This is a genomic window from Bradyrhizobium aeschynomenes, from assembly GCF_013178945.1.
Lineage (GTDB): Bacteria > Pseudomonadota > Alphaproteobacteria > Rhizobiales > Xanthobacteraceae > Bradyrhizobium > Bradyrhizobium aeschynomenes.
Genome location: NZ_JABFDM010000002.1, coordinates 784,769 through 807,736, shown reverse-complemented (window position 1 = coordinate 807,736; position 22,968 = coordinate 784,769). Strand labels below are relative to the sequence as shown.

Annotated in this window: 19 protein-coding genes; 13 read left to right on the top strand and 6 right to left on the bottom strand. The window is 65.2% G+C overall.

The features are described 5' to 3' along the window. Positions 1-41 precede the first annotated feature (41 nt). Complete coding sequence (locus tag HL666_RS08235; RefSeq protein WP_172180786.1) at positions 42-1,196, top strand: patatin-like phospholipase family protein; 1,155 nt, start codon at positions 42-44, stop codon at positions 1,194-1,196. Between the two features lie 243 nt (positions 1,197-1,439). Further along, a complete protein-coding gene (locus tag HL666_RS08230; RefSeq protein WP_172180784.1) occupies positions 1,440-3,563 on the top strand; it encodes a methyl-accepting chemotaxis protein in 2,124 nt (707 codons plus the stop codon). 150 nt (positions 3,564-3,713) lie between these two features. Here HL666_RS08230 and glgA read toward each other — a convergent pair whose 3' ends face one another. After that, positions 3,714-5,129, bottom strand: coding sequence for a glycogen synthase GlgA (gene glgA / locus HL666_RS08225; RefSeq protein ID WP_172111929.1), 1,416 nt, complete (start codon positions 5,127-5,129; stop codon positions 3,714-3,716). Positions 5,130-5,473: 344 nt separating this feature from the next. On the opposite strand from glgA, the gene HL666_RS08220 reads away from it, so the two are divergent. From HL666_RS08220 to HL666_RS08210, 3 genes are all read left to right on the top strand, one after another. Continuing rightward, positions 5,474-6,541 carry a CaiB/BaiF CoA transferase family protein gene (locus tag HL666_RS08220; RefSeq protein WP_246741503.1) on the top strand — a complete coding sequence of 356 codons (1,068 nt, stop codon included), beginning with the start codon at positions 5,474-5,476 and terminating at the stop codon, positions 6,539-6,541. Between the two features lie 218 nt (positions 6,542-6,759). After that, complete coding sequence (locus HL666_RS08215) at positions 6,760-7,827, top strand: alcohol dehydrogenase (RefSeq protein WP_172134123.1); 1,068 nt, start codon at positions 6,760-6,762, stop codon at positions 7,825-7,827. 130 nt (positions 7,828-7,957) lie between these two features. Next, positions 7,958-9,037, top strand: a complete 1,080-nt coding sequence (locus HL666_RS08210) for an isocitrate/isopropylmalate dehydrogenase family protein (protein WP_172180782.1) — start codon at positions 7,958-7,960, stop codon at positions 9,035-9,037. Here HL666_RS08210 and HL666_RS08205 read toward each other — a convergent pair. The 3 genes from HL666_RS08205 to HL666_RS08195 form a co-directional block, all read right to left on the bottom strand. Continuing rightward, on the bottom strand, positions 9,034-9,852 hold the full coding sequence (locus HL666_RS08205) for an enoyl-CoA hydratase (protein ID WP_172134125.1): 819 nt from the start codon (positions 9,850-9,852) through the stop codon (positions 9,034-9,036). The two genes, HL666_RS08210 and HL666_RS08205, sit on opposite strands and share 4 nt — an antisense overlap. 355 nt (positions 9,853-10,207) lie before the next feature. Further along, a complete protein-coding gene (locus tag HL666_RS08200) occupies positions 10,208-10,603 on the bottom strand; it encodes a helix-turn-helix domain-containing protein (protein ID WP_006611929.1) in 396 nt (131 codons plus the stop codon). A 7-nt stretch (positions 10,604-10,610) separates the two neighbouring features. Then, positions 10,611-11,840, bottom strand: coding sequence for a LysR family transcriptional regulator (locus HL666_RS08195; protein ID WP_172111933.1), 1,230 nt, complete (start codon positions 11,838-11,840; stop codon positions 10,611-10,613). Positions 11,841-12,360: 520 nt separating this feature from the next. Here HL666_RS08195 and HL666_RS08190 point away from each other — a divergent pair. Continuing rightward, complete coding sequence (locus HL666_RS08190; protein WP_172112161.1) at positions 12,361-12,606, top strand: hypothetical protein; 246 nt, start codon at positions 12,361-12,363, stop codon at positions 12,604-12,606. A gap of 346 nt (positions 12,607-12,952) precedes the next feature. Beyond that, positions 12,953-13,687, top strand: a complete 735-nt coding sequence (locus tag HL666_RS08185) for a cytochrome c biogenesis CcdA family protein (RefSeq protein WP_172111934.1) — start codon at positions 12,953-12,955, stop codon at positions 13,685-13,687. 4 nt (positions 13,688-13,691) lie between these two features. Here HL666_RS08185 and HL666_RS08180 read toward each other — a convergent pair whose 3' ends face one another. Together HL666_RS08180 and HL666_RS08175 are read right to left on the bottom strand one after the other, a co-directional pair. Beyond that, complete coding sequence (locus tag HL666_RS08180; RefSeq protein ID WP_172111935.1) at positions 13,692-15,206, bottom strand: sensor histidine kinase; 1,515 nt, start codon at positions 15,204-15,206, stop codon at positions 13,692-13,694. Positions 15,207-15,449: 243 nt separating this feature from the next. Then, the gene (locus HL666_RS08175; RefSeq protein ID WP_172111936.1) at positions 15,450-16,724 is read right to left on the bottom strand and encodes a serine hydrolase domain-containing protein; all 1,275 of its coding nucleotides are present in this window, start codon (positions 16,722-16,724) and stop codon (positions 15,450-15,452) included. 148 nt (positions 16,725-16,872) lie between these two features. On the opposite strand from HL666_RS08175, the gene HL666_RS08170 reads away from it, so the two are divergent. The 6 genes from HL666_RS08170 (at position 16,873) to HL666_RS08145 (ending at position 22,951) form a co-directional block, all read left to right on the top strand. Beyond that, positions 16,873-17,793 carry an intradiol ring-cleavage dioxygenase gene (locus HL666_RS08170; protein ID WP_172111937.1) on the top strand — a complete coding sequence of 307 codons (921 nt, stop codon included), beginning with the start codon at positions 16,873-16,875 and terminating at the stop codon, positions 17,791-17,793. A 330-nt stretch (positions 17,794-18,123) separates the two neighbouring features. Then, positions 18,124-19,440, top strand: a complete 1,317-nt coding sequence (locus HL666_RS08165; RefSeq protein ID WP_172111938.1) for a CmpA/NrtA family ABC transporter substrate-binding protein — start codon at positions 18,124-18,126, stop codon at positions 19,438-19,440. 64 nt (positions 19,441-19,504) lie between these two features. Then, entirely contained in the window at positions 19,505-20,416 is a 912-nt protein-coding gene (ntrB, locus tag HL666_RS08160; protein ID WP_172111939.1) for a nitrate ABC transporter permease, read from the top strand. A 10-nt stretch (positions 20,417-20,426) separates the two neighbouring features. After that, the gene (locus tag HL666_RS08155) at positions 20,427-21,221 is read left to right on the top strand and encodes an ABC transporter ATP-binding protein (protein ID WP_172112162.1); all 795 of its coding nucleotides are present in this window, start codon (positions 20,427-20,429) and stop codon (positions 21,219-21,221) included. 84 nt (positions 21,222-21,305) lie between these two features. Beyond that, positions 21,306-21,731: a globin family protein gene (locus HL666_RS08150; RefSeq protein WP_172111940.1), complete on the top strand. Its 426-nt coding sequence runs from the start codon at positions 21,306-21,308 to the stop codon at positions 21,729-21,731. A 5-nt stretch (positions 21,732-21,736) separates the two neighbouring features. Further along, a complete protein-coding gene (locus HL666_RS08145; protein ID WP_172111941.1) occupies positions 21,737-22,951 on the top strand; it encodes an NAD(P)/FAD-dependent oxidoreductase in 1,215 nt (404 codons plus the stop codon). Positions 22,952-22,968 lie beyond the last annotated feature (17 nt).

Here is a 22,968-nt window from a genome sequence, read left to right as displayed (position 1 = left end):
TGCGAAGCACAACAAGACATCGCGCAGGCAGGAGGCGAGACATGACCGAGATCAGCGACACCATGCGGACGACGACCGATCGCAGCGGACTGCCCGGCCAAGTGGTTCTCGTCCTGCAGGGCGGCGGGGCGCTCGGATCTTATCAGGCCGGTGTCTACCAGGCGCTGCACGAAGCCGGTCTCGAGCCGGATTGGGTGATCGGGACATCGATCGGTGCCATCAACGCCGCCCTGATCGCCGGCAGTCCGGTGCAGGAGCGCATGGCGCGGTTGCGGGAGTTCTGGAAGCGGATGCACCGCAAGCCGGCCTGGACGGTGCGGACGGCGTTTCCGGATTTCAACGAGCGCTTGTCCTACTGGACCACGGTGACGCACGGAATTTCCGGCTTCTTCCGTCCCAACGCACTGGCGCATGCCGGCGAGGCCTATCCGCTGGGGGCCGAGCACGCCGGCTACTACTCGACGACGCCGCTGCGCGAGACGCTTCAGGAGCTGGTCGACTTCGATTTGTTGAACGAAGGCGGGCTTCGCCTCACCGTCGGAGCCGCGCATGTCCGGACCAGCCGGATGCGCTATTTCGACAGCCGCGACGGCACGCTCGATGTGCGCCATATCCTCGCTTCCGGCGCGCTGCCTCCTGCCTTTCCCGCCGTTCGCATCGATGGCGAGCTGTATTGGGACGGCGGCATTCTGTCGAACACGCCGACAGAGGTCGTCTTCGACGACAATCCGCGCAAGGACTCGCTGATCTTCGCCGTGCACCTGTGGAATCCCGAGGGAGCCGAGCCGACGACGATGGCCGAGGTGTTCAATCGCCACAAGGACGTGCAGTATTCGAGCCGGATTGCCAGCCACATCGCGCGGCAGCAGCAGACGCACCGGTTGCGCCACGTCATCAACCAATTGGCCGCGCGTCTTCCGGAGTCGGCGCGCAACGATCCGGCGGTGCGCGATCTCGCCAGCTATGGCTGTCAGACACGGATGCACGTCGTCCGGCTTCTGGCACCGCAGCTCGAGCGCGAGGGTCATACCAAGGACATCGATTTCACCGAGCGCGGCATCACCGCGCGTTGGGATGCGGGCTATCAGCACACTCAATCGGTCCTGGATCGGATGCCCTGGTCGGGCGAGTTCGACCCGCTGTCCGGCGTCGTGCTGCACGATCCGCCGTTTGAGACGGCGGTGGCTGCCGAGTAGCAGATCGCAGCTCCAAGCGCATATTCGTATCCGATCGTGCCATCGGCCTACATCCCGATACCGCTCGCATCCGTTCGGTTTAAGGGATTAGTTGTAGTTCGTTCTTAATCATTAAGGCGGCGGCGCCGATTGCCGCGATCCATATTTGCCGACCGCGTGGGACGTCGCCGGAGGGCGCTGGCGCAGCTGAGCCGCCTGCTCGCGAATGTGACCGCTCGGAAACGGTGTTGATTGGGAATGGCCATGTCTGAGCGCGCGACAATGCAGAACGAGACACTTCAGTCGGAAGCCGGCGTAGTCAGTCTCAAATGGAAGATCCTGGCCGGCAATTTGCTGACCGGTTTGTTCGCGATGGCCTTTGCATTTGTGCTCGCATGGAGCGGGTGGGGAGATCTGGTCAAGCGCGAGCAGGCGAGACGCGTGCTCGACGCATTCGAGCTGGTAATGAAGGTGAACGCCCAGATCCCGCTTGAACGGAATATCTGGAATCTGCTCGCTGCTCCGGCGCCCGCCTCGGCCGACGATGCCGCCAAGCTCGACAAGACCATCGCGAGCACCGACGACCTGCTCAGCCAGGCCAAGTCATCCGCCAAGGCGGCGGGATTGGCAACCAGCAACATCGACGCTGCCGAGCAGACCCTTCGCGGCGTCCGGTCCGCGGCTCGCGGCGCCGTGGGGCTGCCTGCAGCGCAGCGTCCGGCCAACATCCAGGCGGCAACGATCGATGGCCTCGGGCGTGCCGCCCAAGCGCTGAATGCCTCGATCGACGAGACCGCAATCGAGCTGTCGCGCGTCGGTGGCGACGTCGAGAACCTGCTTCAGTCGGGCCAGTTGGCGCAACTGTCGCAGGCGATGCGGACGGTGAACGGGGCGCGCTCTGCGGTTCTTCGCTTCTTCATCCAGAACCTGAACTGGACGCCGGCACGCCTCGCCGAGGTCACCGAACAGAGCGGGCAGGTGACCCTGCTGTGGCAGCAGATGGAGCTCGCTGCGCGCAGCGTGCGTGACAATCCGGACGTCAGCTCTGCGCTCGAACATGTCCGCTCGACGTTGATGGGCGACGGTGAGCGCCGCTATCGTCAGATCGTCAACGCGGCGCGCGATGGTCAACCTTCGCCGGTCACCCCCGAGGAGTGGGGCCGCTGGACCACGCCGATGCTGAACAACGTGATCGTGCTGCGCGACGCGGCGCTGAAGTCGGCGCACCAGGCGGTTGATCAGGCCATCGAGGCGGCGCGGCTGCGCCTGTTCGGCGCCCTCGGCATCCTGCTTCTGGTCGCCATCGTCTCTGTTGGCGTAGTCCTCAACGTCGTGCGCGGCGTCATCGGCCCGCTGGTCGGTCTGACCGGAGTGACCCTGCGCCTCGCCAATGGCGAGCTGAGCGCCGACATTCCGAACGACACCCGCAAGGACGAGATCGGTGCGATGGCGCGCGCGCTGAAGATCTTCAAGGATGCCCTGATCGCCAAGAAGGAGTCCGACGAGGCCGCGCAACGCGACGCGCAGGCGCAGATCGATCGCGCCCGCCGGCTGGATACGCTGACGCGCAATTTCGAAGCCACCATCGCCGACATCGTCAACACCGTGTCGTCGGCAGCCTCCGGCCTCGAAACCTCGGCCGATACGCTGACGGATACGGCCAATCGCTCGAAGGAGCTGAGCACCGTGGTGGCGGCTGCTTCGGAGGAAGCCTCCGCCAACGTTCAGTCGGTGGCCTCCGCGACCGAGGAGCTATCCTCTTCGGTGCACGAGATCAGCCGTCAGGTGCAGGCCTCGGCCCGCATGGCCGGCGATGCCGTGCAGCAGGTGCGCCAGACCAACGGCCGGGTCGCCGACCTGTCGCAGGCGGCGGCGCGTATCGGCGACGTCGTCGAGCTCATCAACAGCATCGCCGGACAGACCAATCTGCTGGCGCTGAATGCCACTATCGAGGCGGCGCGCGCCGGCGATGCCGGACGCGGCTTCGCCGTGGTCGCGACCGAGGTGAAGGCGCTGGCCGAGCAGACCGCCAAGGCCACCGATGAGATCTCGCAGCAGATCTCCGGCGTCCAGGCAGCGACGCAGGAGTCGGTGAATGCGATCCAGGCGATCAGCTCGACGATCGAGCGTCTTGCCGAGATCGCCGCCGCCATTGCGGCCGCGGTCGAGGAGCAGGGCGCCGCGACGCAGGAAATCTCCCGCAACGTCCAGCAGGCCGCGCACGGCACCCAGCAGGTCTCGTCCAACATCACCGACGTGCAGCGTGGCGCGGCGCAGACCGGCTCGGCGTCCGCCGAGGTGCTGTCATCGGCCAAATCGCTCGCCGGCGATTCCAATCGCCTCAAGCGCGAGGTCGGAAACTTCCTTGAAGCGGTGCGCGCGGCCTGAGCTCAGCCTCCAGGCGCCAAAGGAAAAAGCCCGGACGTCGTCCGGGCTTTTTGTTGTTTGACCGTAGCCCGGATGGGCGCAGCGATATCCGGGGTCTCACGAGATGTGGAGATGAACCCGGCTGTCGCTGCACTCGTTCCGGGCCACGCGCTACGACGTGAGCATTTTCCGATACAGCGCGTTGTAGCAGGCGGCCGACAGGTCCCAGCTGAACGAGCGTCCCATCGCCGACAGCCGCATCGCGTTCAGTTTCTCCGTACTCGTGAACGCGGAGAACGCGCGCTTGACGCCGCCGAGGAACGACTCCGCGGATGGCTTCTGGAACAGGAATCCGGTCTCGCCGTCGGTGATGGTCTCGGCGAGGCCGCCGGTCTGGTGCCCGATCGGCAGCGAGCCGAAGCGCTGGGCGTACATCTGGCTGAGGCCGCACGGCTCGAAGCGCGACGGCATCAGGGTGAAGTCGCTACCGGCGAAGATACGCCGCGCCTGGGCGTCGTTGAAGCCGATCGCGACCCCGATCGCATCGGGGCGGCGGCGGTGGGCCTCCATCAGCGCGCGCTCGATCGCCGGCTCGCCGGTGCCGGTCACCACGATCTGGCCGCCGGCGCCGACGATCTCGTCGGCTGCCTCCAGCACCAGATCGATGCCCTTCTGATGCACGAGCCGCGCGACGATGCCGAACATCGGGCCACGCGAGACCGCGAGCCCGAACTGCTTTCGGACGTAGTCCGCGTTGGCCTTCTTGCCCTCCCAGTCGCCGGCGGCGAAGGGCTGCGCCAGCTGCTGGCAGTAGCGGGGATCCCAGCTCTCGTCGATGCCGTTGAGGATGCCGGTGAGCTCATGCGCGTTGGAGCGCTGGCGGAGCAGCCCTTCCAGGCCGCAGCCAAGTTCCGACGTCGTGATCTCCTGGGCGTAGGTCGAGCTGACCGTGGTCAGGTGCGACGCATAGATCAGGCCGCCCTTCAGGAACGACAGCTTGTCGTAGAACTCCAGCCCGTCGATGTGGAACGACGATTCCGGTGCGCCGATCCGGCGCAGCGACTCGCGCGGAAACAGGCCCTGATAGGCGAGGTTGTGGATGGTGAGGATCGACGGCACGTCGACCCCGCGCCATGCCAGATAGGCCGGCACCAGCGCCGCCTGCCAGTCGTTGGCGTGGACCAGATCGGCTGCCCAGTTCGTGTCCAGGGTGCCCGCCGCGAGCTCGGCCGCCGCCGCGGCGAGCCGGCCGAAGCGGATATCGTTGTCCGGCCAGTCCTTCCCGCTCTCGTCGCCGTAGGGGTTGCCCGGCCGGTCGTACAGCTCGTCGCAGAGCAGGACGTAGACCGGCAGGCCGTCGCGCGTCGATGATCGTCCCAGCGCGCAGCCCGGCATCTCCGCCAGCGGCGCGCATTGGCCGACGATCTCGATGTGAGTGAGTTGCTCGATCACGTCCCGGTAGCCGGGCAACATGATCCTGACGTCGGTATGTGAGCGCAGTGCTCTGGGAAGTGCTGCCGAAACGGCAGCCAGTCCGCCCACCCGGACGAAATCGTCCATTTCGGTCGTAACGAACAGAACCCGCAAGAGATGTCCTCGATCAAGCCCCATGTTCGTCCTATGCAAGAAAGGGTCCAAATTCAGCCATTAAAGAAAAGCGTCGCCGCATCGCGGCGAAAGGCCAAACGCTTCCGACATCGAATGGTTCGATCTAGACTCCCAGCCTGCCGCGTCCGATGGCTTACGCTTCGTGAATCAGCGAAGACGAAGCGGGCCCTGCCGGCTTCGGCACGCGGAAAAACAGAGAACTCCACCAGGGAGCTGCGCTTGTGAGTCTAGTTGGGAACGATGAGAGCCGTTTGACAGGATGCTTCGACGGCCTGCGCGTGCTGGATTTTTCGACCACCATTGCCGGCCCGCATTGTGCACGCATGCTTGCAGATATGGGGGCTGACGTGATCAAGATCGAGTCAGCCGAAGGTGAAACCATGCGCACCCGGCCGCCGATGCGGAATGGCTGCTCCACCGCTTTCGGTCAGCTCAACGTCGGCAAGAAGAGCGTCGTGCTCGATCTCAAGTCGCGCGATGGCGTCGAGGCCGTGCGTCGGCTGGTCGCAGCCGCCGATATCCTGGTCGAGAATTTTCGACCGGGCGTGATGCAGCGGCTCGGGCTGGACTACGCCGCGCTCAGCGCGCTCAACCCAAGGCTGATTTACTGCTCGATCTCGGGCTACGGCCAGACCGGCCCGTCGGCGGAACTCCCGGCCTATGCGCCGGTGATCCATGCCGCCTCGGGATACGACATGGCGCACCTCGCCTATCAGCCGGGGCGCGAGAGGCCCGACTATTGCGGCATCTATCATGCCGACGTCGTGACCGGGACCTACGCCTTCGGCGCCATCGCCTCGGCGTTGTATCAGCGCGAGCGCACCGGGCGCGGCCAGCATGTCGACTGCTCGATGCTGGAATCGATGCTGAGCCTGACCTTGAACGAGATCCAATGGTCGCAATTTGCGGTCGCACAGCCGTCGCGGCCGACCTTCGGTCCGGCGGCATGTCGCGACGGCTATGTGATGATCGCCATCGCCAGCGAGAAGACGTTCCAGAACCTGATGACCGTGATCGGCCATCCCGAATGGGTCGATGATGCCAGGTTTGCGAAATATTCCGACCGGCGGGCAAACTGGGGCGCACTGATGGATGGCGTTGAAGCCTGGTCGGGCCGGCTCAGCGTCGCGGAATGCCTGGAGGCATTGAACGCAGGCGGTGTACCGAGTTCGGCCTATCGCAGCGTCGCCGAGGCGTTGGCCGATCCGCAGATCGCGCATCGCGGCGCGCTGGCCGATGTCGCGGATGCCGCCGGCAGCTTCAGGGTCGTCAACCTGCCGTTCCGGATGTCGGAGGCGAAGGTCGCGGCAGGCCCGCGCGCTGCGAGCCTCGGCGAGCATACCGCAGAAGTCCTTGCGGAGGCGGGCGCCAGCGACCGCGGCAAACGCTGAGGCAAAAGGCTGCAGGGCAGCCATGATCGCGCGCGAGGCGGGCGGCCTTGCCGCTCCACGCGTTTCCGGCCAATGTCATGGCATTGCAGGAACAGTCCGGACCAGCCGGACGCGCATGCCGGGAGGAGATGCCGCGACGCCGTTGCCGCGTGCAGCCGTCGCTCGCCCGTCATTGCAGCGTCCGGTCCCGCCGCCGACCGGACCACGGGAGTGAGAGCATGAAGAGCTTCAAGGTCACCGATTTCAACGCGCCGCTGACCGAGGTCGACGAGCCGACGCCGCAGCCGTTCGGCAAGCAGGTGCTGATCAAGGTGAAGGCGGCCGGGGTCTGCCACAGCGATCTGCACATCTGGGAAGGCGGCTATGATCTCGGGCACGGCCGCAAGCCGCTCTCGTTGAAGGATCGCGGCGTGTCGCTGCCGCGGACGATGGGACATGAGAGCGCCGGCGAGATCGTCGCGTTCGGCCCTGACGTGACCGAAGCGGAGAAGGGCGGGTTGAAGGTCGGCGACGTCGCGCTGGTCTATCCCTGGATCGGCTGCGGCAAATGCGCGACATGCCTCGCCGGCGACGAGAACATGTGCCTGAAGCCGGCTTCGCTCGGCGTCTATTGCGACGGCGGCTATGCTGACCACATGACCGTGCCCCATCCGCGCCACCTGATCGATCTCAAGGGCCTCGATCCGGTGACGACCGCGCCCTACGCCTGCTCGGGCGTCACCACCTATAGCGCGCTGAAGAAGGTCGAGAAGGATTTCGACACGCCGATCGTGATCTTCGGCGCCGGCGGCCTTGGCCTGATGGCGCTGTCGCTGCTGAAGGCGATGGGCGGCAAGGGGGCGATCGTCGTCGACATCGATGCGCGCAAGCGCGAGGCGGCGCTCGCGGCCGGCGCTCTAGCGGCGGTCGACGGCAAGGCGCCGGACGCGCTGGAGCAGCTGAACAAGGCAGCGGGCGAGCCGATCCGAGCCGTGATCGACCTGGTCGGCAATGCCGCCACCGCGCAGCTCGGCTTCGATTGCCTGACCAAGGGCGGCAAGCTCGTCATGGTCGGCCTGTTCGGCGGCGGCGCGCCCTGGGCCTTGCCGCTCATTCCGATCAAGGCGGTCACCATCCAGGGCAGCTATGTCGGCAATCTCCGCGAGACCAAGGAGCTGCTCGACCTCGTCCGCGCCAAGAACATCGCCCCGATCCCGGTCACGCCGATGCCGTTGTCCAAGGCGAACGATGCCCTGCACGATCTGCAGAAAGGTCAGTTGGTCGGCCGCGCGGTGCTGACGCCGTAGCCGTCGCTCTCACATCCGTCGTTGCGAGGAGCGAAGCGACGAGGCAATCCAGGGTCTCAACCTGGGCCCCGGATTGCTTCGCTTCGCTCGCAATGACGGCCGTAACTCCCTCGGATCGTGAACGAAACCCATGCCCTCCACCAATTCACTTCACATCGCAGTTCTCCCCGGCGACGGCATCGGACCGGAGGTCATGGCGCCGGCGCTTGAAGTGCTGCGGAAGGTCGAGGCGAAGGCCGGACTTTCGTTGCGCTTCACCGAGGCTCAGGCCGGCGCGGGCAACTATCTTGCGACCGGCGTCTCGATCGCGGAGTCCACAATCAAGCTGTGCGAGGGGGCCGACGCCATTCTGCTCGGCGCCTGCGGGCTGCCGTCGGTGCGCTATCCCGACAACACCGAGATCGCGCCGCAGATCGAGCTGCGCTTTCATTTCGACCTTTATGCCGGCGTGCGGCCGGCGCGGCTGATCCCGGGCGTGCCGAGCCCGATCGTCGGCGCCGCCGAGCGCGGCATCGACTTCGTGGTGATCCGCGAGTCCACCGAAGGCCTGTTCGCCTCGATGGGCAAAGGTGTGGTGACGCATGAAGAGGCGCGCGAGACCCTCGTGATCACCCGCAAGACCTCCGAGCGGCTGTTCAACTTCTCCTTCAAGCTTGCCGCCCGCCGCAAGGCGCGCGGCCGCTCCGGGACTTTAGCCTGCGTCGACAAGGCCAACGTCTTCAAGGCCTTCGCCTACTTCCGCAAGATCTTTGACGAGGTCGCTCAACTTCATCCAGACGTGAAGACCGACCGGCTCTACATCGATGCCTGCGCGCTCATGCTGGTGAAGCGTCCCTGGGATTTCGACGTGCTGGTCACCGAGAACATGTTCGGCGACATCCTGTCCGATCTCGCCGCCGGTCTCGTCGGCGGCATGGGCATGGCACCGTCGGCCGACATCGGCGACCGCTACGCGGTGTTCCAGCCGTGCCATGGCACCGCGCCCGACATCATGGGGCAGGGCAAGGCCAACCCGACCGCGATGATCCTGTCGGCGGCGATGATGCTCGACTGGCTGGCCGATACCCACGGGATCGAGGGCGCGGCCGAAGCCGCGCAGCGGATCGAGCAGGCCGTCGACGAAGTCTATGCGTCCGGCCTCAAGCCGTTCGAGTTCGGCGGCCACGCCGGAACGGCCGATGTGACCCGGGCGGTGCTGGAGGCGCTCTAGCGTCCCTTGAAGGCCGGCTTGCGCTTGTCCATGAAGGCGCGGCGGCCTTCGCGGAAGTCGTCCGAGTCCATGCAGGCGTCGCCGATCCGCCTGATCGCGGCCATGTCGCGGCGGCTCTCGTCCTTCAGCACTTCCGCGATGGTGATCTTGGCGGCCTGGATCGCCAGTGGGGCGTTGCCTGCGATCGTGCGGGCAATGTCGAGCGTGGCCGGCAGCAGTTCGTCGGTGCCCATCATCCGGTCGACGAGGCCGATCCGCAGTGCCTCCCGGGCATCGATCCGCATGCCCGTATAGAGCAGCAGCCGGGCCTGGGACGGACCGACCAGCGACACCAGGTTGCGGAGGCCGTCATAGCCATAGGCGATGCCGAGCCGGGCGGCGGGAATGCCGAACTGGCTGTCCTCGGACGCAAACCGCATATCGGTCAGCATCGCAATCTGCAGCCCGCCGCCCAGGCAGAAGCCGCGGATGCAGGCGATGGTCGGCTTCGGATAGTCTGCGAGCAGGGCCCGCTGCGCGGTGCTCTTCCGGGCATAGGCCTCGGAGGCCTCGGCGTTGTGACGGCTCTGCTCGAACTGGCTGATGTCGGCGCCGGAGACGAACGCCCTGTCGCCCGCGCCGGTCAGCACCACGACGCGGATGTCGGGATCGTCGCGCAGGGCGACCAGTGCCTGACCGAGCCCCTCCCACATCTCCAGCGACATCGCGTTGCGCTTGTCGGGGTTGTTGAAGGTGACGATTCCGATGCGATCATCGACGGTCAGCAGGATCTTGCCATCGGCGAAGGGGGTGGGTGAGTCAGAGGTCGCGGGCATGGACATCCGGAGGCGGCGGGGCAGGTCGCCCGCATCGTTCATCGCATCCGGTCGGCCGTCAACGCAGGATCGGAGCCGAGAGCCGCGCCAGGCGAAACCCCGGCATGCCGCCACTTCCTATGACGGCAGAGTAGGCAGGATAGGCAGATGAGAGTGACGAGATCTCAGGCCGCGCAGCCATCGCTGGGCGGACGAGAGCAGCCGGACAACCGGCCGCGCCGATCGATCGGCCCTAGGGCCGAAGCTGGTCCGAAGCCGTGAACTCGCCCGAGTTGGCTGACGCGCCTGGCGCCCCCAAGTTGCGCCCTCGAGCGAAGATGGCCCATACCCATCACGAGGAGGCCTGTCAGACGGCCTATTCCTCGTTCGCAGCGATCGACTCCATCAGGGACACCAGCTGACGTTGCACCGTCTGGTCCTTGATCTTGCTGTAGGCGCGCAGCAACCGCAGGCTGAAAGCGCTGTCCAGGAACAGCAGGCTCTCGACTTCCCGGGCCTTGTTGTCGCCGTCGTAGAAGAACGTCACGGGCACGTCCAGCGCGGTGGCGATCTGCTGCAGACGCGCAGCGCCGACACGGTTGACGCCCTTCTCGTACTTCTGGACCTGCTGGAAGCTCACGCCGAGCTTTTCGCCGAGCTCCGCCTGGGAGATCTTCTGCTCCACACGCCGCAGGCGAATGCGCTTGCCAAGCTCGATGTCGGGCTTGCCGGCGCTGCGCTGCTTCATCTTCTTTGCCGCTGATTTGTTCATACTGATTTTACCGTCCTTCCGTCGGAAATCCCCCGAATAGATGGGTCAGGGGTTCACCCATATATACTGTTTTAAGTTGCTGGGGATGAATGAATTCGTCTTTAAACCACGGGTATTTGCCAGGGTTAAAAGCCTCCACCAGCCAGTCGATCATGTGGCGCACCCTAGGGATGCGTCCGGTGGTGGCGTGGTATGACAGCCAGATGTCGTAGGACCACTTCAGATCAATCTCGAGTGGTATTATTTTCCCGCCCAAAGCGCTCGCATAGGTTGGGAATACGCCGATCCCGGCGCCGTGGGCCACGGCCCAATAATTGGCGCTGGAGACATTGGTGGTCATCGCGATCAGGTCGCGCTGCTCATAGCCGGGAAAGATCGTGGCGAAGGCGGCATTGGCCGCGGCCTCGTCGGCCACCTGCAGAACCAGGCGATGCTTCACCAGCTCCTCGATCGACTTGGGCACCCCATAGGCTTCGAGATACTTCTCGCTCGCAAAGCACATCAGGTGCATGCGGCCGAGCCGGACCAGCTTGACGTCGAGCGCCGCCGGCCGCGACAGATGGATGGCGACGTCCGCCTCGTGGCGCGACACGTCGGCTGATCGCATCGCGCAGTACAGATCCACCATCACGTTGGGGAAGCTCTGCTGGAACTCGACGAGCCGCGGCGCCAGCCAGAACGTCCCGAGGCCTTCCGTCACGGCGACGCGGACCTCGCCGGACGCTGCGCTGGCGAGGCCATCGCCGGCGCGCAACAGTTCGAACGAGGCTGCTTCCATGCGCTCGACTGCCGACACGACCAGCGCACCTTCATCGGTCAGGCGGGCGCCGTGAACGTCGCGCGTGAACAGCGTCGCGCCGATCTGTCGCTCGAAATCATCGATGCGCCGGCGCACGGCATTGATCGAGAGTGTCAGTCGCTCCGCAGCCGAGCGGAAGCTGCCGGCCCTGACGACCTCGAGAAAGATGCGTGCCGCATCCCAGTCGGTGAGATTGGCCAGCGCTGATTTGCTGGCGGCTGCCTTGGCGGGAGCGGCACGGCCGGCGGGGCGGGCGGCAGCCTTGCCGAGCGCTGAGCCAGGCACGGCGACGTCGTCACCACCCTCACGGACCGGATCACCACTCGCGCCCGGCGCAGCCGAGGGCTCGCCCTGCACAGCGGGCGCCAGGGTCGCCTGGGAGGCAGATACCTCCTGGCGTTCCTTCTGAGGAACGCCCCGTTCCGCCGCAACGCGCATACAAGCTTTCTCCGCCTGCTAGAGTGATTCCGCTAAACTACGGGACATGGCGCATTCCGTGCCATGCATTGGTTGAGACATCGAGACGTTGACGTTCGATATGAGTCCTTCGGCTTCCATCCTTCGCAGCACGGGCTTACCGTCCGCAGGCGCGCGGAGGTACTCACGTTGTATGCCAAGGACACGCTTAGCGCGAGTCGAAACGAACATCGATGGTTTTTGCGTCGACCGCAATGAAATGGTATTCGAAGATGACCATAGGTCATGCTATCTTGATGAACGGATGGTGGCGCTGACTCATCGAATACCGATGTTTGATCACGCGTTCTCGCACGTATCGTGCCGGGACGTCGGCGGGCTGACCATAGCTTCGGGCGCGGGGGCGCAAGTGGAGCACGGAAAGCGCGCAGGAGGGCAACAGATGACGTATTGGAAAGCCATCCGCGAGTCGGGACTTGCTCGGCTCCCTCTCGTCGCACGCTAGAACGGAACGACGCCCGTGGCCAATTCAGACGACCAAATGCTTGCAGTGCTCGCGTCCCTGGAGCAGTGCCGTGCGACGCTTGTTGCGACCGGCAATCGCGAATCGGCGCAGTTGATTTCGGTCGCCATCCTCGACCTGCGTATGAAGCTGAACCGCCTGAGCGAGGACGACCTGAAGTCGCTCTGCGATGAGATGGTCCAGTCCGACAATCCCGACAAGCTGCGTGACCCGAAGCTTCAGCCGGGCCAGCGTCGCCAACCCTTGCTTCGAGTCGTCAAATAGCACGGTTCGCTATGTGCACAAAGGTGCATTTAGCGCATTTGTGATATGTCGTGATGACGATAAGACGCGCGCTCCGGGCGGCGCGCCTTGCCCGGAATGCCGATACCGGCTGCATCGGGAAGGGTTGATGAGCTGCCATCAACCGATTCTCAGGGCCGGCAATCTCGGCGTCGGGAGCCTCGCGAACCTCTCGCGAATCTAGAGACAGATATCTGGCGCCCGGGAAGGGGCGGCCGCTTGCGGTCGCAACTTCGGCACCTCTGTTGCGTATTCCCCGTATCGGCGGCATGAAGCGTCGTGCCCCCGGCGTCAGGACGCCGCTGATGGGGCGTATCGCGGGATTAGCATGATCCAGAACGTATCGATTCCGGCGGCGTTCATCGCTGGCCTGGTCAGTTTCCTTTCGCCCTGCGTGCTGCCGCTGGTTCCGCCCTACCTGGTGTATCTCACCGGTGCCACGATCGAGCATATCGAGAGCGAGGAGCCGCCGTCGGCGTCACGTCGCGCGGTGATGATCTCGGCGGCGCTGTTCGTGCTCGGCTTCTCCACCGTGTTCGTGATGCTCGGCGCCAGCGCCTCTCTGATCGGCGGTCTCATCCGGGCCTGGTCGGAGCAGCTCTCGATCCTCGCCGGCATCGTCATCATCGTGATGGGCCTGCACTTCCTCGGCCTGACGCGGATCGCGTTCCTGATGCGCGAGGGGCGGCTGCCGATCCCGAAGCCGGTCGGCCTGTGGGGCGCCTATGTCATGGGGCTTGCCTTCGCCTTCGGCTGGACGCCGTGCATCGGTCCGATCCTGGCCGCGATCCTGTCGATTGCCGCCGCGGAGACGACGGTCGCCAAGGGCGCCGGGCTGCTGGCGGTCTACTCCGCCGGGCTCGGCATTCCCTTCCTGGTCGCGGCCTTCATGATCGAGCAGTTCTCGGCGCTGTTCATGCGGATGCGCGGCCATCTCGTCAACGTCGAGCGCGCCATGGGCGTGCTGATGGTCGCAACCGGCATCGGCTTCCTCACCGGCGCGGTGTCGACCTTCAGCATCTGGCTGCTCGAGACCTTCCCGGCGCTGCAGAGGTTCGGCTGAGGCTTCAATCGTCGAGCTTGCAACTGATCGTGTAGACCACGCCCGGCGGCAGGAAGTCGACGGTGGCCTCGCCGCCGAGCTGATCACGGGCGCTGCGCTCGATCAGGCGCGAGCCGAAGCCGCGCTGGATCGGTGCCGAGACGACGGGGCCGCCGGTCTCCCGCCACACCAGCCGCAGGCGGCCGGGCAGCTTCTTGGCCGCGTCCGGCTGATTGAATTCCCAGGACAGATCGACCGTGCCGGTGTCGTTCGACAGCGCGCCATATTTGGCGGCGTTGGTCGCGATCTCGTGCACGATCATCGACAGCACGACGGCGAGCCGCGGCGACAGCGCGACCTTCGGGCCGGAGATCCGGATGCGCTCGGGGGTGTTCAGCCGGTACGGCTTGAGCACGCGGCCGATCACGTCCTCCAGCTCGGAGCCCTGCCATTTCTCCTTGCTCAGGAGATTGTGCGCCTCGGCGAGCGCGCCGAGCCGGCCCTCGAACTTCTCGCGCTCATGGCGGCTGGCGCTGCGGAAGGTCTGAACTGCAATGGCCTGCAGGATCGCCAGCGTGTTCTTGACGCGATGGTTGAGCTCCTCGATCAGCAGGTCGTGCAGCATCTCGGCGCGTGCGATCGTCGTCGCCATCCGCACCGCGAAGGCCAGCCCGATCGCCAGCATGATGCCGCCGAGCAGGCTGGTGATGGCGAGGTTGCGCCACAGCGGCGCGACCAGCGAGGTCTCGCTGATGCCGGCGCCGATGATCCAGCCGGTGAGGGACGAATGGGTGAAGCTCGACAGCAGCGGCTGACCTTCGAGCGAGACGCTCGACAGCGTCGCCTCGTGCTCGCTCATCATGCGATCCATGACCGAGGGCGTGGCCTGCTTGCCGAATGTCTCGGCCAGATTGGGCACGCGTGCGAACACGGTGGCCTTGCGGTCGAGCAGCGACAGCGTCCAGTCCGCGTTCGGCCGCTGCTTGTCCAGAATGGTCTGGAACATCGCGATCGGCGGGCTGAAGGAGATGTCGTAGACGACCTCGCCGTTGCGAAACACCGGCACCTCGACCGTTACGATCAGGCTCTTCTTCACCACACCGTAGAAGAGGTCCGAATATTGCGGCTGCCGGGTCTCGAACACACGCTCGGTGATCTCGCGATTGCTACGCAACGGCAGGTGAGCCGTATCCGTCGTGGCGGATGAGAACAGCTGGTGACCCTCGCGATCGGCAACGACGATCGTGCCGTCCTTGCCGTATTGTTCGAGAAAGCCCATCGCGATCGGGCGGAAACGCTCGAAATCGCCGGTGGTCAGCGCGTCGGTGAGCGCCAGGACCTGGATGCCGCCGGTCATGCGCTGCATTTCGGCATCGAGCGTCAGGCGGATGCTGCGCACCGTCTCGAGCACGCGCTGCCGCGCATCGCTGCGGTCCTGCATGTAGTTGTGAAACACGATCCCGCTCGCAAACAGGATGAGCGGCAGCGTGGTCCCCGCGACCAGAAGAGCAAGCCGGACCGGCAGTGTCAGCTTCGGCACGGATGCTCCGTGGATGGCGTTCTCGATCGTCGTGCTGCGTCGGGAAGGATGACAAGGTGAATGGGCACGGCGGTGATCGTGTGCGACTAGCGGTTATCGGGCTGCAAGGGCGATAACCGCAATCGTCTTGCGGTTGTGGCCGTTCACATCCCTGTCAGCATAGGAGCGCGGCCTCCGCCCGCCAAGATCAACGCGCCGTGATTCCTCGGTTCCGCAAGCGGCTTTCGCGCCACAGCGATGCCGCTACAGATTGCTCTCGGTGATCGCCGCATACACCATCGTGCGCAACTCGCGCCGGATCGGATAGGCGCTCGACGGCAGCACCTGGGTCATGAAGATCGTGATCAGCTCCTCGGCCGGATCGATCCAGAATGCGGTGGACGCTGCGCCGCCCCAGGCATATTCGCCGGCGCTGCCCGCGATCAGCGTCTTCGCCGGATCCATCGTCACCGAGAAGCCGAGGCCGAAGCCGATGCCGTTATAGGCTGCTTCCGCGAACATCGATCGCGACAGCGCCGGCAAGTCGACGCCGCCGGGCAGATGGTTCGATGCCATCAGCTTCAGCGTCTTCGGCCCGAGCAGCCTGACGCCGCCGAGCTCGCCGCCATTGATCAGGGCGCGGCAGAAGGTCAGATAGTCCGCCGTGGTCGCGCACAGGCCGCCGCCGCCGGAGATGAAATCGGGCGGGCTGAGGAACGAGCTGGTTGTCGGATCGTCCTGCAGGGTCAGGCCGCCCTTGCGATCGGCGGCGTGGAACGACAGCGTCCCGGCGGGATCGGCCGAGTAGCATGCGGCGAGCCGATGGGCCTTGGCGGCGGGGACGTGGAAGTCGGTGTCGGCCATCCCCAGCGGGTCGAAGATGCGCTCCTTCAGGAAATGCTCGAACGGCTTGTCGGCGATCTTGCCGACGAGATAGCCGACCACGTCGGTCGAGACCGAGTAGTTCCAGGCTTCCCCCGGCGAGAACTCCAATGGAATTTTCGCCAGATCGTCGATCATCGACTGCAGCGTGCCGGCCTTCTCGACCGCGCCGATCTTGGCGTCGCGATAGGCGGCGTCGACATTCGAGCGCTGCTGGAAGCCGTAGGTCAGACCGGAGGTGTGGCGCAGCAGGTCGACGATCAGCATCGGCCGCGCCGGCGGCCGGCTGATGAAGGCCGGCGCCGTGCCGGCGACGAACACGCCGAGATTCTTCCATTCGGGGATGTATTTGGCGACCGGCTCGTCGAGTGCGACCTTGCCTTCCTCGACCAGCATCATGAAGGCAACCGATGTGATCGGCTTGGTCATCGAGTAGATGCGGTAGATCGTGTCGTCCGTGACCGGCACCTTGCGCTCGACATCGGCATAGCCGAGCGAGCTGTTGTGCACGATCTTGCCGCGGCGATAGACCATCAGCTGGGTGCCGGGGAAGCGGCCGGCATCGACATAGCGCTGCTTCAGATGAGCATCGATGCGATCGAGCGCGGCTTTCGACATGCCGACGGTGTCGGGCGAGGCGGGGGTCGGGGCGAGCATCGGGCATCTCCGCTGTCGTTGGATTTTCGTGGCCTCGCGCGTGAGGGCTGCGCAGGGCGGCAGACACGGGTGATAGCGGAAAATCGCCCCGCTTCCAATGGCAGGGCCCGGCGGCCTCGTGTAGCCTCGGCCACCGGGAGGACTGCCAATGACTCAATTCAACGAGGCCGAGCTCACCGAGGCCGTCGTCGCAAGCTTCGCGCAGACGCCGGATGCGCGCACGAAATTCCTGCTTCAGGAATTAGTGAAGTCGCTGCACGACTATGTGCGGCGCACGAATCTCAGTTTCGACGAATGGGCCGCGGCGATCGACTTTCTCACCCGCACCGGCCAGACCTGCACTCCGAGCCGGCAGGAGTTCATCCTGTTGTCCGATGTGCTTGGCGTCTCGATGCTGGTCGATGCCATCAACCATCGTGACAGGGCAGGGGCCACGGAGACCACCGTGCTCGGCCCGTTCTATGTCGGCGAGCACAAGGTCACGCCCCACGGCACCGATATTTCCTCCGACCTAAAGGGTGAGAAGATGTTCGTGCAGGCGCGGGTGACGGATCTGTCGGGCGCGCCGCTGCCGGGCGCTGCGGTCGACGTCTGGCACGCCGATGACGAGGGCTTCTACGATTCGCAGCGGCCGTCTTACGCGTCGGACGGGCCATCGTCGCGCGCGCGTTTCATTGCCGATGCTGACGGCCGCTTCTTCTTCCGCACCATTCTGCCCTGCAGCTATCCGATCCCGACCGACGGTCCGGTGGGGCAGATGATCGTGAGCACCGGGCGCCATCCGATGCGCCCGGCCCATGTGCACTTCCTGGTCGATGCCGAAGGCTATGAGCCGCTGATCACCCATGTGTTCATCGGCGGCGATGCCTATCTCGACAGCGACGTGGTGTTCGGCGTGAAGGACGAGCTGATCGCCAAGGTCGATCAGCGCACCGATCCCGTGATGCCGGACGGCAAGCTCGCGGCGGCGCCGTGGCACCTGATGAGCTACGAATTCCGCATGAAGCCGGGCGCGGGGACAGCCCCGAGGCCGATGCTGGCGAAGCCCATCGACGCTGCGGCAGAATAGGACAGCTGGCGTCGCCCACTTCTTGTGCAACGCACAGGAAGTGGGCGAATCGCAAATTTTGCGGGCGATGAACAGGACCTCTATCGTCCTCACCGACCGCGTCATCTCATTTGATATCAATGGCTTCCGGGGTGTGCTGCCCTTGGCATGAAGCTTGAATAGATGGCTCTGACGCCATCGATGCCGTCCGCGCAAACCCCCATCCGAAACGTGACGCTGCCCCTCCGAGGCTCCCCTCGGAACGCGCCTCCACGTGCGCAGTGATGCGCTGCGAGCCGGATGATCCTTTCAACCCATCGAGCGCTTTTCACACGAAGGACGACCGCACTCATGACGAAGACCGCCCATCCTGCCCGCCGCAATGGCCTCAGCCGTCGTCAGCTCCTGAAGGCCGGTGCCGGTACCGCAGCGCTGCTCGCGGCCGCAAAGCTCAATTTTCCCGCAGGCGCTTTCGCCGAGGGGGCTGGTCCAGAGGTGAAGGCCGCGAAGCTCGGCTTCATTGCACTGACCGATGCATCGCCGCTGTTCGTGGCGAAGGAGAAGGGCATTTTCGCCAAGTACGGCATGCCCGATGTCGAGGTGCAGAAGCAGGCTTCGTGGGGCACCACGCGCGACAATCTCGTGCTCGGCTCCGAGGGCAACGGCATCGACGGCGCGCACATTCTGACGCCGATGCCCTATCTGATCTCGTCCGGCAAGGTCACTCAGAATAACCAGCCGACTCCGATGTACATCCTGGCCCGTCTCAACCTGAATGGCCAGTGCATCTCGGTCGGCAAGGAATATGCGGACCTCAAGGTCGGTCTCGACACCGCGCCGTTCAAGGTCGCTCTCGAAAAGAAGAAGGCCTCCGGCAAGGCGATCAAGGCCGCGATGACCTTCCCGGGCGGCACGCACGATTTGTGGATCCGCTATTGGCTCGCGGCCGGCGGCATCGACCCGGACAAGGATATCGAAACCATCGTGGTGCCGCCTGCGCAGATGGTCGCCAACATGAAGGTCGGCACCATGGATTGCTTCTGCGTCTGTGAGCCGTGGAATCTGCAGCTGATCCACCAGCAGATCGGCTATACGGCGCTGACCACTGGCGAGCTCTGGGACAAGCATCCGGAAAAGTCCTTCGCGCTCCGTGCCGCCTATGTCGACAAATACCCGCGTGCGGCCAAGGCGCTGCTGATGGCGGTGATGGAGGCTCAGCAGTACTGCGAAAAGATGGAGAACCGCGACGAGGTCGCGGCGATCTGCGCCAAGCGGCAGTGGATCAACGTTCCCGTCGAGGACGTCGCCGACCGCATGAAGGGCAAGTTCGATTACGGTACCGGGCGCGTCGTCGAGAACAGCCCGCAGCAGATGCGCTTCTGGAAGGACCAGGCGTCCTATCCGTATCAGAGCCACGATCTCTGGTTCATCACCGAGGACATCCGCTGGGGCAAGTACGAGGCCGGCTTCGATGCCAAGTCGCTGATCGCCAAAGTCAACCGCGAGGACATGTGGCGCGAGGCCGCCAAGGAGCTCGGCGTTGCCGCCTCCGACATTCCGACCTCGACTTCCCGTGGCAAGGAAACCTTCTTCGACGGCAAGGTGTTCGATCCGGAAGACCCCGCCGCCTATCTGAAGTCGTTGTCGATCAAGCGTGTCGACGCCTGATCAGGACCTGTTGCCGCGCGAGCAATCGCGCGGCCCCTCTCATTGCACGGAGAAAAGGCTTCCGATGTCCATGCCAGCGTTGACCAATGATAGCGCTCCCAAGATCGTATCACCCCTGTCCGCACCGGTCGTCTCCGCGTCCATCGTGTCGATGAATCCGAGGCAGCCGCCGCGCGCCGAACGCTATGTGAAGTTGGCTCGTGAGGCCGCGGTGCGCATCGTGCCGCCGCTGATCGTGCTGGCGCTGTTCCTCTTGATCTGGGAGCTGTTGTGCCGCCGGTCGGGATCGGCGTTGCCGCCGCCCTCGCGTGTGTTCAACGACACCCGCGATCTGATCTTCGATCCGTTCTTCGACAATGGCGGTATCGACAAGGGATTGTTCTGGCACATCTCGGCAAGCCTCCAGCGCGTCGCGCTCGGCTATTCGCTCGCGGCAATCGTCGGCGTTGCGCTTGGCACGCTCGTTGGCCAGTCGGTCTGGGCGATGCGAGGTCTCGATCCGATCTTTCAGGTGCTGCGCACGATCCCGCCGCTCGCCTGGCTGCCGCTGTCGCTGGCGGCGTTCCGCGACGGCCAGCCGTCGGCGATTTTCGTGATCTTCATCACCTCGATCTGGCCGATCATCATCAACACCGCGGTCGGCATCCGCAACATTCCGCAGGACTATCGCAACGTCGCTGCGGTGGTGCAGCTCAATCCGCTGGAATTCTTCGCCAAGATCATGATCCCGGCGGCCGCGCCCTACATCTTCACCGGCCTGCGCATCGGCATCGGCCTGTCCTGGCTCGCCATCGTCGCGGCCGAGATGCTGATCGGCGGTGTCGGCATCGGCTTCTTCATCTGGGACGCGTGGAATTCCTCGCACATCAGCGAGATCATCCTGGCGCTGCTCTATGTGGGCATCATCGGCTTCGTGCTCGACCGCCTGATCGCGGTGGTCGGCAAGGTCGTCACTCGCGGCACCGCGCCGAACTGAAAGGGGCAATATCATGGCCTATCTGAAGCTCGATCACGTCGACAAGACCTTCACCCGCGGCGCCGCGACCACCGAGGTGTTGAAGGACATCAACCTGACGATCGAAAAGGGCGAATACGTCTCGATCATCGGCCACTCCGGCTGCGGCAAGTCGACGATGCTCAACATCGTCGCCGGCCTCACCACGGCCACGACCGGCGGCGTGCTGCTGGAGGAGCGCGAGGTCAACTCGCCGGGACCCGACCGCGCCGTGGTGTTCCAGAACCACAGCCTGCTGCCCTGGCTCACGGTCTATGAGAACGTGCGTCTCGGCGTCGACAAGGTGTTCAGCAGGTCCAAGACCCGCGCCGAGCGCGACGCCTGGACCTTGCATAATCTCAACCTGGTGCAGATGGCTCACGCCAAGGACAAGCGCCCGAGCGAGATCTCCGGCGGCATGAAGCAGCGCGTCGGCATTGCGCGGGCGCTAGCCATGGAGCCGAAGGTGCTGCTGCTCGACGAGCCGTTCGGCGCGCTCGATGCGCTGACCCGCGCGCATCTGCAGGACTCGGTGATGGCTCTGCATCAGAAGCTCGGCAACACCATCCTGATGATCACCCACGACGTCGATGAGGCCGTGCTGCTGTCGGACCGCATCGTGATGATGACCAACGGCCCGAGTGCGCATATCGGCGAGGTGCTCGAGGTCGCGCTGCCGCGTCCGCGCAAGCGGCTCGAGCTGGCGACCAACCCGACCTACGTCAAATGCCGCCAGCGTGTGCTGGAGTTCCTCTACGAGCGGCATCGTTTCGTCGAGGCGGCGTAACGAGCGGCGACGGACGGCGGATCGAACCGCCGTCCTTCACCAGGCGACCAACGAGGCCCGATTGTTGCATCGAAGGATTTCGTCATGACTCCGTCTCAGATCACGCTCGTTCAGGACAGCTTCGCCAAGGTCGCGCCGATCTCGGAGCAGGCCGCAACCATCTTCTACAACCGCCTGTTCGAGGTCGCGCCGCAGGTGCGCGTGATGTTTCCCGACGATCTCACCGAGCAGCGCAAGAAGCTGATGGCGACGCTCAACGTCGTCGTGAATGGATTGTCCGACTTGCCTGCGATCCTGCCGGCCGCGAGCGCACTGGCCAAGCGCCATGTGGACTATGGTGCCAGGCCCGAGCACTATCCGGTGGTCGGCTCCGCCCTGTTGTGGACGCTCGAGAAGGGGCTGGGCGCAGCGTGGAATCCCGAGGTCGCCGCGGCATGGACCGCTGCCTACGGCACGCTCTCGAGCTACATGATTGCCGAAGCCTACGGCAAGGCGCAGGCGGCGGAGTAGAGGCGTTGAGTGAACCGCTCGTCATCGTCGGCAACGGCATGGCCGCTGCAAAGCTGGTCGAGGAGCTGTCGCAGACGGCGCTCGGCCGCTACGCCATCGCCGTCATCGGCGAGGAGCCGCGGCTCGCCTATAACCGTGTGCTGCTGTCATCGGTTCTGGCCGGCGAGGCGGCGTCGCACGAGATCGAGCTCAAGCCGGCCGCCTGGTGGCGCGAGCGCGGCGTGACCTTGAAATATGGTGCGCGGGTCACCGGCATCGATGTCGGCCGCCGCGAGCTTCGAATCGAGAACGACGAGAACGTGGCGTTCTCGCGCCTGGTCCTGGCCACCGGCTCGCTGCCGTTGAGGCTCCCTGTGCCGGGGGCCGATCTGCGCGGCGTGCACACGTTCCGCGACAGCCGCGACACCGACGTGCTGCTGGCGCTCGCGGCGCGGAAGAAGCGCGTCGTGGTCGTCGGCGGCGGGCTGCTCGGGCTGGAAGCGGCCTACGGCCTGGCGCGCGCCGGCGCCAGGGTCACGTTGCTGCATCTGATGGACCGGCTGATGGAGCGGCAGCTCGATGCGCCGGCCGCCGCGCTGCTCAAGGCGCTGGTGGCGCGCAAGGGCATCGAGGTGCTGCTCAATGCCAGCACCGCGGCCATTCATGGCGATGGCTGCGTCGACGGTGTCGAACTCGCCGATGGACGGCGCATCGCCGCCGACGCCGTGATCTTCGCCGCCGGCATCAAGCCCAATGTCGCGCTCGCCAAGGAGGCGGGGCTTGCCGTCAACCGCGGCATCGTGGTCGACGACGCCATGCAGACATCGGCGCCCGGCATCTTCGCGCTCGGCGAATGCGCCGAGCATCGCGGCACCTGCTATGGGCTGGTCGAGCCGGCTTACGAGCAGGCGCGGACTCTGGCGCGCCATCTGGCCGGGCGCAAGGCAGCCTATGGCGGCAGCGTCGTGTCGACCAACCTGAAAGTGTCGGGCGTCTCGGTGTTTTCGGCCGGCGATTTCATCGGAGCCGAGGGCAGCGAGTCGATCGTGCTCAATGACGTGAGGCGCGGCATCTACAAGAAGCTCGTCATCGCGCAGGGGCGCCTCACTGGCGCCGTGCTGATTGGCGAGACACAGGACGCCTTGTGGTATCGCGACCTGATCCGCAATCGCGAGCCGATCGCGTCGATCCGGACGGCGATGATGTTCGGCCGCGTGGGGACGCGGCCGAAGGCTGCGTGAGGGGGGCCCGCACGACG